General features: G+C 50.0%; 8 protein-coding genes, 8 tRNA genes and 1 rRNA gene (1 of these 17 running past the window's edge). 15 read left to right on the top strand and 2 right to left on the bottom strand.

Going from position 1 to position 9923, the window contains the following annotated elements; translation table 11 throughout:
• A 23S ribosomal RNA gene (locus ACI3EW_RS13615) occupies window positions 1-2310 on the top strand; it begins 578 nt to the left of the window's first position.
• A gap of 420 nt (window positions 2311-2730) precedes the next feature.
• On the opposite strand, the gene ACI3EW_RS13610 is transcribed toward ACI3EW_RS13615, so the two are convergent.
• Window positions 2731-3318 (bottom strand): HD domain-containing protein, encoded by a 588-nt coding sequence (locus ACI3EW_RS13610; RefSeq protein WP_118532433.1) that lies wholly within the window; start codon window positions 3316-3318, stop codon window positions 2731-2733.
• A gap of 403 nt (window positions 3319-3721) precedes the next feature.
• Here ACI3EW_RS13610 and ACI3EW_RS13605 point away from each other — a divergent pair.
• The 7 genes from ACI3EW_RS13605 to ACI3EW_RS13575 all read left to right on the top strand — a co-directional run bounded on the left by ACI3EW_RS13605 (window position 3722) and on the right by ACI3EW_RS13575 (window position 4435).
• Window positions 3722-3794, top strand: a tRNA-Asn gene (locus tag ACI3EW_RS13605).
• A gap of 53 nt (window positions 3795-3847) precedes the next feature.
• A tRNA-Glu gene (locus ACI3EW_RS13600) sits at window positions 3848-3919 on the top strand.
• A gap of 7 nt (window positions 3920-3926) precedes the next feature.
• Window positions 3927-3999 (top strand) — tRNA-Thr (locus ACI3EW_RS13595).
• 17 nt (window positions 4000-4016) lie between these two features.
• Window positions 4017-4090, top strand: a tRNA-Ile gene (locus tag ACI3EW_RS13590).
• A 42-nt stretch (window positions 4091-4132) separates the two neighbouring features.
• Window positions 4133-4206, top strand: a tRNA-Asp gene (locus ACI3EW_RS13585).
• 35 nt (window positions 4207-4241) lie between these two features.
• Window positions 4242-4314, top strand: a tRNA-Val gene (locus ACI3EW_RS13580).
• A 37-nt stretch (window positions 4315-4351) separates the two neighbouring features.
• A tRNA-Leu gene (locus tag ACI3EW_RS13575) sits at window positions 4352-4435 on the top strand.
• 150 nt (window positions 4436-4585) lie between these two features.
• Here ACI3EW_RS13575 and ACI3EW_RS13570 read toward each other — a convergent pair.
• Window positions 4586-4822 carry a hypothetical protein gene (locus ACI3EW_RS13570; protein WP_118532437.1) on the bottom strand — a complete coding sequence of 79 codons (237 nt, stop codon included), beginning with the start codon at window positions 4820-4822 and terminating at the stop codon, window positions 4586-4588.
• Here ACI3EW_RS13570 and ACI3EW_RS13565 point away from each other — a divergent pair.
• From ACI3EW_RS13565 to ACI3EW_RS13535, 7 genes are all read left to right on the top strand, one after another.
• Complete coding sequence (locus tag ACI3EW_RS13565) at window positions 4801-5400, top strand: LysR family transcriptional regulator substrate-binding protein (RefSeq protein ID WP_485663380.1); 600 nt, start codon at window positions 4801-4803, stop codon at window positions 5398-5400. The two genes, ACI3EW_RS13570 and ACI3EW_RS13565, sit on opposite strands and share 22 nt — an antisense overlap.
• Window positions 5401-5523: 123 nt before the next feature.
• Window positions 5524-6216 (top strand): AzlC family ABC transporter permease, encoded by a 693-nt coding sequence (locus ACI3EW_RS13560; RefSeq protein ID WP_118532441.1) that lies wholly within the window; start codon window positions 5524-5526, stop codon window positions 6214-6216.
• Between the two features lie 117 nt (window positions 6217-6333).
• Window positions 6334-6660 carry a branched-chain amino acid transporter permease gene (locus ACI3EW_RS13555; RefSeq protein ID WP_118532443.1) on the top strand — a complete coding sequence of 109 codons (327 nt, stop codon included), beginning with the start codon at window positions 6334-6336 and terminating at the stop codon, window positions 6658-6660.
• Between the two features lie 160 nt (window positions 6661-6820).
• A complete protein-coding gene (locus ACI3EW_RS13550; RefSeq protein WP_182426835.1) occupies window positions 6821-7303 on the top strand; it encodes a pyridoxamine 5'-phosphate oxidase family protein in 483 nt (160 codons plus the stop codon).
• Window positions 7304-7569: 266 nt separating this feature from the next.
• Complete coding sequence (locus ACI3EW_RS13545) at window positions 7570-9006, top strand: M20 family metallopeptidase (protein ID WP_485663117.1); 1437 nt, start codon at window positions 7570-7572, stop codon at window positions 9004-9006.
• A 203-nt stretch (window positions 9007-9209) separates the two neighbouring features.
• Window positions 9210-9283: transfer RNA gene (locus ACI3EW_RS13540), tRNA-Arg, on the top strand.
• A gap of 56 nt (window positions 9284-9339) precedes the next feature.
• Window positions 9340-9888, top strand: coding sequence for a M48 family metallopeptidase (locus ACI3EW_RS13535; protein ID WP_118298672.1), 549 nt, complete (start codon window positions 9340-9342; stop codon window positions 9886-9888).
• The last annotated feature ends 35 nt before the right edge of the window (window positions 9889-9923 follow it).

The raw sequence follows: 9923 nt of genomic DNA, 5'->3' as shown, positions 1-9923 counted from the left end.
GGTGCGACCGCGTACTTTTTGTAGAACGGTCCGGCGAGTTGCGGATGCTGGCAAGGTTAAGCACTAAAGGTGCGGAGCCGAAGCGAGAGCAAGTCTGAATAGGGCGTCAAGTCAGCATGTGCAGACCCGAAACCGGGTGATCTATCCATGTCCAGGTTGAAGCGAAAGTAAAATTTCGTGGAGGACCGAACGCACATCCGTTGAAAAGGGTGGCGATGAGGTGTGGATAGGGGAGAAATTCCAATCGAACCCGGAGATAGCTGGTTCTCCTCGAAATAGCTTTAGGGCTAGCCTCGTATTAGTCTGGTGGAGGTAGAGCACTGAATTTCCTAGGGGGCGTCAAAGCCTACCGAAGAATATCAAACTCCGAATGCCATACAGATGATGTACGGGAGTCAGACGGCACGAGATAAGTTGGGTCGTCAAAAGGGAAAGAGCCCAGACCTGCAGCTAAGGTCCCAAAGTGTGTGTTAAGTGGAAAAGGATGTGGGATTTCAAAGACAACTAGGATGTTGGCTCAGAAGCAGCCACACATTCAAAGAGTGCGTAATAGCTCACTAGTCGAGAGGTCCTGCGCCGAAAATGTCCGGGGCTGAAACACAACACCGAAGCTCAGGAATGACTTAGGTCATTGGTAGAGGAGCATTCTTAAAGGGGCGAAGCAGTACCGATAAGGAGCTGTGGACTTTTAAGAAGAGAGAATGCCGGAATGAGTAGCGAGATGGAGGTGGGAATCCTCCAGGCCGAATATCTAAGGTTTCCAGGGTAAAGCTGATCTGCCCTGGGTAAGTCGGGGCCTAAGGCAAGGCTGAGAAGCGTAGCTGATGGACAACAGGTTTAGATTCCTGTACCACATGGTATCAGAACTGTGGGGACGCAGAGGGATAAGATGACCGGGGAACAGAACCCCGGGCAAGCGTAGGAGGTGTCAGGCAGGCAAATCCGCCTGATAAGCCAAAGACGTGACGCGGACCGAACCAAAGTAGGGAAGCATCCGATTCCAGCTGCCGAGAAAAGCCGCTATTGTGTATCATGTGCCCGTACCGTAAACCGACACAGGTGGATGAGGAGAGAATCCTAAGGCCGGCGGGAGAAGCATTGTTAAGGAACTCGGCAAAATGACCCCGTAACTTCGGGATAAGGGGTGCCAGAGAGATCTGGCCGCAGAGAATAGGCTCAAGCAACTGTTTAGCAAAAACACAGGTCTATGCGAAACCGTAAGGTGATGTATATGGGCTGACGCCTGCCCGGTGCTGGAAGGTTAAGAGGAGAGGTTAGAGCAATCGAAGCTTTGAATTGAAGCCCCAGTAAACGGCGGCCGTAACTATAACGGTCCTAAGGTAGCGAAATTCCTTGTCGGGTAAGTTCCGACCCGCACGAAAGGCGTAATGATTTGAGCGCTGTCTCGACAATGCACCCGGTGAAATTGAAATACCAGTGAAGATGCTGGTTACCTGCGCCAGGACGGAAAGACCCCATGGAGCTTTACTCCAGCTTGATACTGGGATTCGGTAATGCATGCACAGGATAGGTGGGAGGCTATGAGTATGGAACTCCGGTTTCATATGAGCCGCTGTTGGGATACCACCCTTGCGTTACTGGGTTTCTAACCATGGTCCATGATCTGGATCGGGGACAATGTCAGGTGGGGAGTTTGACTGGGGCGGTCGCCTCCGAAAGGGTATCGGAGGCGCTCAAAGGTTCCCTCAGAATGGTTGGAAACCATTCGAAGAGTGCAAAGGCAGAAGGGAGCTTGACTGCGAGACCGACGGGTCGAGCAGGTAGGAAACTAGGACTTAGTGATCCGGTGGTATGAAAGTGGGATTGCCATCGCTCAACGGATAAAAGCTACCCTGGGGATAACAGGCTTATCACTCCCAAGAGTTCACATCGACGGAGTGGTTTGGCACCTCGATGTCGGCTCATCGCATCCTGGGGCTGAAGTAGGTCCCAAGGGTTGGGCTGTTCGCCCATTAAAGCGGTACGCGAGCTGGGTTCAGAACGTCGTGAGACAGTTCGGTCCCTATCCGGCGCAGGCGGAGGATATTTGAGAGGAGCTGTCCTTAGTACGAGAGGACCGGGATGGACGGACCGCTGGTGTACCGGTTGAGCTGCTAAGCTCATGGCCGGGTAGCCAAGTCTGGCAGGGATAAACGCTGAAGGCATCTAAGCGTGAAGCCCCCCTCAAGATGAGATATCCCATTCGTTAAGAAGTAAGACCCCTTGAAGACGACGAGGTAGATAGGGCAGAGGTGGAAGTGCAGTAATGCATGGAGCTGACTGTTACTAATCGGTCGAGGGCTTATCCAGGAAGGTCAAGTGAAGATTCAAAGGTTGATGAAGTTCAATATGTGGTTTTGAAGGTATGTGTGAGTAGACCAGGCAGAGATGTCTGGTCTTTTTATTTTGCGCGAACAACGAGCTAAAGTCCGCGCCTACGCGAGACCTTGGCGACTGTCGCGATATGACAAGAGGAAACTTGCAAAGTGTGTTTTCATTTTTTTATCAGGAAGGTCTTCGATACTTTCTGTTAAATAAAAAAAGCACGATGTGCTAATGATGTGCACTCGTGCAAAAATGAAGTTTGTCGGAAAAATGAAGATTATTGGAATCGACCGTGTGAGGCATCCATGAGATCAGCGGCATCAATAGACATCCGACAGCAGCAAAAACCACAGAGGCAGAGGGGATGCACTGAGCAGATTTACATGCTGTCTGGATATCTGGAAATTATTTCTGGATAAATCCTTTTTGGATCGCATCCTGGATCATCTGATCGGCAAGCTCGTACAGGCGCTCAGAGCCGAGTTTTGTCTTTGCATGGCGGCCATAAACCTGTGCGGAAGTGGTCTGGTGCTGCTTCCAGTCATCGCCGTTGTTACTGTGGTTTAGGAGGAGCGGCTGGATATTATCCATGGCGTGAGCGTATCTGGACTCTGGAGTTTCGCAGTATTCAAACTCATCAAAGAGTGCGGTGAGATCCTTTTTCTGGTCGTCCGGCAGAATAGAAAAGATCCGTTCCTTTGCGGCATCTTCGCGGGCTTTTTGGGACTTTAATCCTTCTTCGTCGTATGCGAAAGTATCTCCGGCATCGATCTCGACGATATCGTGGATCAGGCACATCAGCATGACTTTTGCAATATCAACGGGTTCATTTGCATATTCGCGCAAAAGATATGCCATGATCGCCATATGCCAGGCATGTTCAGCATCATTTTCACGTCGGCCGTGACCGGAAAGATGCGTCTGGCGGAAAATATTTTTCTCCTTATCGATCTCCAGTGTAAAGTCGAGCTGCTGCTTTAAACGTTCATCCATGATTGATCTCCTCCATATATGTATATAGAATTGCTGTTGAGAATGACCGGTAAACCTGGAATGCTTACCGGTAAGTTCCTTTTATGATATCAGTATATCCGAAAAATGTACAGCATGAAATCATGTACTTTAGTGGGAATGGTTCGCGACCAAAGCAGAGTACAGTAATTCTGAGAAGAATTGGTGAACTTATGCCGATTGAAATTACACATCGGATTTCATGTGTGTTCAGCGTGAATTCCAGGCAGGAGAGGAGCAGCGAGCTGATGATCCGGGGCTGGAAAGCTGCAAAAAGAAAGTGTAGAAATTTTTCAAAAAATATGAAAAAATGGGTTGACAGATGCGAAATCATATTATATAATAGCACTGTTCTTAAGGAACAGCTCAAGAACAAAGGAAATATTCCTCGATAGCTCAGTCGGTAGAGCACGCGGCTGTTAACCGCGCTGTCGTAGGTTCGAGTCCTACTCGGGGAGTTTTTATTTTGCCAGTTTCAATATTGAGCTGCTGGTACAAATAATGAGAACGCGGCCCCATGGTCAAGCGGTTAAGACATCGCCCTTTCACGGCGGTAACAGGGGTCCGAATCCCCTTGGGGTCATTGATGTGCCGATGTGGCTCAATTGGCAGAGCAGCTGATTTGTAATCAGCAGGTTATCGGTTCGAGTCCGATCATCGGCTTTCAGTCCTAAACTTATGGACCTTTAGCTCAGTTGGTTAGAGCAACCGGCTCATAACCGGTCGGTCCCGGGTTCAAGTCCCTGAAGGTCCACTCTACCTGGTAAAAGGTTCATACTATTGATAAAAATATTTTGGCCCGGTGGCTCAGCTGGTTAGAGCGCCGCCCTGTCACGGCGGAGGTCGTGGGTTCGAATCCCATCCGGGTCGCTTCCTTAGAAATAAGGATTTTAAATTTCATATCTGGGATCTTAGCTCAGCTGGGAGAGCATCTGCCTTACAAGCAGAGGGTCATAGGTTCGAGCCCTATAGGTCCCACTCGATGGGAAACCATCATCGACATATTTATATGTCTGCCGGTGTGGCGGAATAGGCAGACGCAAGGGACTTAAAATCCCTCGGGGGCAACCCCGTACCGGTTCAAGTCCGGTCACCGGCATGAAAGAAGCTTGTATTTACAGGCTTCTTTTTTTTATTTAATAGATCAATCCCTCTTTCCTTTTACACATGGAAAGAAGGACTTTTTGTGCATCGGATGAGGGTGTGAGGTTAAAAAGAGACAGGGAGCGTTGTCGGAGGCAATCTGTTTTTAACGCATATTCTTAAGTCTGGCGATATCCGCATCGGTGCAGTTTCCGTGAATCGTGATTTCGGAGAGTGCCTCCTCGATCCGCTTAAATTCCTGATCGGTCAGTTCCACATCGGCGAGATTTTCGATGATGCGCTCCATCATCGAATATTCACTTTGAACGGCGGTCAGCGGAGTAACGGCGTGAGCACGGCGGATCACGATCGGCACACTCACTGCTTCGTCCGTGTAAAACAATTGTTGACCTGTGGTCGTCTGTCAGCAGGGACTATCCGGGGATCCAGCTTCAGATCGTTCCCTTTGATGACACTTATCCGGAGTGGCTGAATGTGTTAGAAAATCTGGGAAAAGATCTTGATATTGTGGCGGGGATCTATCCATCTACCAGATGGAAGCGCCGCTGCCAGATCTTACCGTTGACGGAGATCCCGCTCTGCTGTGCGGTTCCCAGGCAAAATCCGCTGTCCTCCAGGAAAAAACTCCGTCTGCCGGATCTCTACGGCGAAAATCTTCTGATGGTAGAGCGCGGAGACACGAAATTTATAGATGCACTGAGGGATGAGATCGAAAAAAATCATCCGCAGATCCACATTCAGGATGTTGCATCTTATGGCACCGGAGTATTCAATCAGTGCGACCGGACCAACAGTGTCATGGTCACGATCGGAACCTGGGCAGAGCTTCACCCATCGTTAGTCACGATTCTCTGTGAATGGGATTACACAGTGCCATATGGGATCGTGTATGCGGAGAATCCATCAGCACTGGTTCTGGAATTTATCGGTATTATGAAGAAATTTTCAAAGATCGGATAGATTATAGTTGCATTTTACAATGGACGGAGTTATAAAAATTACAGAAAATTCCGATAACTGTCATGCCGGCTGATAGAGGGAAAACGGACAGACGTGATTGTGAGATAAAACAGGAGAAGAAAGATGACATTTCGGTATGCATGGAAGCGGTCGATCCCGGTCATGGCGGGCTATATCGTCCTGGGAATGGGATTCGGAATGCTGCTCGGGGCAAAAGGATACGGCGTTTTCTGGGCGATCGCCATGAGCGTGTTTATTTACGCCGGATCGATGCAGTATGTGGCGATCGATCTGATAACGGGAGGTGCGTCCCTGATCTCGGCGGCGCTTATGACACTTATGGTCAATGCGCGGCATTTATTCTACGGGATCTCCATGGTGGAACGGTACAAAGATACGAAGCCGTATAAGCCGTATCTGATCTTTGCGCTGACAGATGAGACGTATTCGCTGGTGTGCAGCGGGGATGTGCCGGAAGGCGTGGAGGAGAAAAAATACTTCTTTCTGGTATCGCTGCTGGATCAGATCTACTGGGTATTCGGAACGGTGCTTGGCTCAGTACTCGGAAGCGTGCTGAACATTAATACGGAGGGAATCGACTTTTCCATGACGGCGCTGTTTCTTGTGGTGTTTACCGAACAGTGGAAGAGTACAAAGGATCACAGAAGCGCAATTGCCGGAGTGGCAGCATCGGCACTCTGCCTGCTGGTGTTCGGACCGTCCTCGTTCCTGATCCCGTCGATGATCTCGATCACGGTGATCCTGACGGTGATGCGAGGGAGAAGGAGAACAGAAAGTGCTCAGAGAACAGCATGATTCTGATACGCTTCTGAAAAATTTGCATATGAAAGAACGAAAACTCTGACTGGGTGGGAAACATATGAAACTGGTCTGGCAGGAAAATGTCCAGTCAGGAAGGAGAGAGGATAACGGATGATAGATTTGAGAGCGGCAGCGCTGATCGCAGTGTGCGCCGGTGTGACGATGCTTTTGAGGTTTCTGCCGTTTCTGGTGTTTGGCGGCAAGAAGGAGGTTCCGGGATATATCACATATCTGTCCGGAGTTCTTCCGTATGCGATCATGGGAATGCTGGTGGTGTACTGCCTGAAAAATATGAATCTGTTCGCGGGAACGCACGGGATCCCGGAAATTCTGGCGTCTGCTGCTGTTGTCAGACTCCATGTCTGGAAACGGAATACGCTGCTCAGCATCGCGGTTGGGACAGTGTTCTATATGTTTCTGGTCCAGGTGGTATTTTAAACGATCGTATACTGCTTGTGGGATAAAAAAATTTATGATATGATAGTCTCATCTTACGGAAAGTCTGGCGGATCGTGCTTTTTCTGCAATATAGTCTGAATATATCTGAAAGAAGCAGACAGGGAAAGTGCGGTATCCGGCGGCTGGAATGGAGGTCTGGATGAGAAGAAAAGACAGAGAATTGAAGGACATGGCTGATATCGTGTCGATCGCAAAGCGGGAAACTGTGTGTACCGTTGCGTTCCACGATGAGCCATGTCCTTATTTGATTCCGCTGAATTACGGAGCGGAAGTGGAAGACGGGAAGCTGATCCTGTACTTCCATGGAGCGAAAGAGGGAACAAAACTCGACAGGATCAGAGAAAATCCCAATGTCTCATATTGCATTTACGGGGCGAATGTCCTGACGATCAATTATGATACAGCCTGCAAGTCTACGACGAGTTTTGAGAGTATCTGTGGAAACGGAACTGCTTGTCTGGTGGAAGATACCGCGGAAAAGAAAAAAGCGCTGGCAGTCCTCATGAACCAGGTAAGTCCGAAGAAGGCCTTTGATGAGAATTCGTTCGCGGAGCCGATGGTAAATGCAGTTACCGTCTGGAAAATCATAACCGAAACCGTAACAGGGAAGAGACACGAATGACACGAGCGAAAGTGAGCCAGAAACGTGCTTGCACGGTTGTGGCGAACGGCGAGTGTGCGCATGAACGATAAGTTCATGCGAATCAAGAGAGCGAAAGTGAGCCAGAAACGTGCTTGCACGATTATGGCGAACGGCGAGTGTGCGCATGAACGATAAGTTCATGCGAATCAAGAGAGCGAAAGTGAGCCAGAAACGTGCTTGCACGGTTGTGGCGAACGGCAAGTGTGCGAATGAATAAGGCAGACAATAGAAAGGAGTACATATATATGGGAACAGATTTCAGAAAAGAGATCGGAGCGACGATCGATCAGAGGAGCAGCGAATACACAAAGATTAGCGACGCGATCTGGGGCTTTGCGGAGCCGAGATTTCAGGAATATGAGTCCTCAAAACTTCAGCAGGAGTTTTTGAAATCCAGAGGATTCTCTGTCAAATCGGATCTTGCAGGGGAAGAGACCGCATTTATCGCTGAATGGGGAAACGGAAAGCCGATCCTCGCATTCCTGGGTGAGTTTGATGCACTTTCCAGTCTTCAGCAGGAAGCAGACAACCTGGAACGCTGCCCGATCCCGGGAAAGACGAACGGACATGGCTGCGGTCATCATCTGCTCGGAACAGCTTCCGTGGCTGCGGTGGATTCCTTAAAAACGTATATGGAAGAGAACCATATGAGCGGAACGATCCGTTACTATGGCTGCCCGGCAGAAGAGAATGCAGGCGGAAAAGCATATCTGGTCCGCGACGGCTACTTTGATGACTGTGATATCGCGATCACATGGCATCCGTATACCATGAATAAAGCAATGAAGGGCGGTTATCATCTGGCAAACTTCCGTGCATTCTTTACTTTCCATGGAATTTCCTCCCATGCGGCAGGTGCTCCGGAGCTTGGGCGTTCTGCGCTGGACGCAGTTGAGATCATGGATATCGGTGTCAACTATATGAGAGAGCACATGATCGATGCGGCGAGAGTTCACGGCGCTATCACAAACTCCGGCGGAATCGCTCCGAACGTGATCCCGGCGGAAGCCCAGATCCTCTATGCGATCCGCGCACCGAAGGTAACCCAGGTGAAGAAGCTCTATGAACGGATGTGCGACATTGCGAAGGGCGCTGCGCTGATCACAGGAACAACGGTGGATATCAAACAGGTTGCGGCCTATTCCAACCTGATCAATAATGACACTCTTGCGGATCTTGTCCAGGAGAACCTGGAGCATGTTATCCCGGTCGGCTACACAGAGGAAGAGCTTGCCTATGCGAAGAAGTTCCAGGGCGTCATCACGGAACTTGATAAAGAAGGATTAAAAGATCAGGCATCCGCGATCGGAGGAAAAGAGCACCGTCAGGAGCTTTTAGAGAGCCCGATGTGGGATTTCATTGTTGATAAGAATACTTCTTACGGCGGAGGCGGATCCACGGATGTCGGAGATGTCAGCTGGGTCGTTCCGACAGGACAGGTCTACACGAGCTGTTTCCCGGCAGGTACTGCGCTCCACTCCTGGGTAGCGGTTGCCCAAGGTAAATCATCGATCGCCCATAAGGGAATGCTGGCGGCAGCGAAAGTCATGGCTTATGTCGGCGCTGAGCTTCTCCTGAATCCGGAGCTGATCGAAAAAGCAAAGGCAGACTGGAAGGAAGAGCTGGACGGAGAGACATATCCGAATCCGCTTCCGGCAGATCTGAAACCGTCGATCTGGTAAGGAGATCGTACTGCGGGTGATCCTGCATAGGAATTGGATTGTTTGAACCATGATTGCGGTGCGCGGCTGAGCTGTTTTTGCGCACCGCGATCGGTAAAACAAAAAATTGAATAAAAATTTCAAAAAGTGTTGACAGAAACGAAAATATGTAGTAGAATACTTTTCGTTGAGTGAGTTGCGGTTCACCAAGACTTCTCAAATGTGCGTCAGTAGCTCAGCTGGATAGAGCATACGGCTACGGACCGTAGTGTCGGGAGTTCGAATCTTCTCTGGCGCGCTGATTAAGGCATCTGCATTAGCAGGTGCCTTTTTTCGTATCATAGGAGACAGCATATGAAGAGAAAGACAGAACATTTTACATATGAACTGATCCGGGCGAAGCGCAGGTCCATGTCCTTAAAAGTGGATCTCGACGGGACGATCACGGTCCGGGCGCCTTACCGGACGCCGGTGCAGACAGCGGACTGGTTTGTCGAGGGACACCGGGACTGGATCGAGGTGCGCCTGAAAGCCGGAGAGCGGATCATGGCGGAGCGTCCGTCCTACACGGATCAAGAACGGGCGGAAGGCAGAAAACGGGCAGCAGAGGCGATCAGAGCCCGATGCAGCCATTATGCTCCGCTCATGGGCGTCTCTTACGGGACGATCACGATCAGGGAGCAGAAGACCCGCTGGGGAAGCTGCAGTGCGAAGGGAAACTTGAATTTTAACTGGAAGCTGGTGCTGATGCCTCCGGAGATCCTGGACTATGTGGTGGTGCACGAGCTCGCCCACAGACTCCAGATGAACCACAGCGCGGCATTCTGGGCGGAAGTCGGGAAAATCCTGCCGGATTACAGGGAACGGCGGCAGTGGCTGAAAGTAAATGGACAGAAATACTGATGGAAAACTTTTATCTGGCAGAAAAACGGTAAAAA

The sequence above is a fragment of the Pilosibacter rotomagensis genome (assembly GCF_045062245.2).
Lineage (GTDB): Bacteria > Bacillota > Clostridia > Lachnospirales > Lachnospiraceae > Pilosibacter.
Note: the sequence above shows the minus strand (reverse complement) of the source record. Positions and strands in the feature narration are given on the sequence as shown.

Bases quoted from the DNA above. Each gene is read 5' to 3' on its own strand.
- ACI3EW_RS13560 (WP_118532441.1), top strand. From the start codon at position 5,524: ATGACATTTCGGTATGCATGGAAGCGGTCGATCCCGGTCATGGCGGGC.
- ACI3EW_RS13610 (WP_118532433.1), bottom strand. From the start codon at position 3,318: ATGGATGAACGTTTAAAGCAGCAGCTCGACTTTACACTGGAGATCGAT.
- ACI3EW_RS13545 (WP_485663117.1), top strand. From the start codon at position 7,570: ATGGGAACAGATTTCAGAAAAGAGATCGGAGCGACGATCGATCAGAGG.
- ACI3EW_RS13550 (WP_182426835.1), top strand. From the start codon at position 6,821: ATGAGAAGAAAAGACAGAGAATTGAAGGACATGGCTGATATCGTGTCG.
- ACI3EW_RS13535 (WP_118298672.1), top strand. From the start codon at position 9,340: ATGAAGAGAAAGACAGAACATTTTACATATGAACTGATCCGGGCGAAG.
- ACI3EW_RS13555 (WP_118532443.1), top strand. From the start codon at position 6,334: ATGATAGATTTGAGAGCGGCAGCGCTGATCGCAGTGTGCGCCGGTGTG.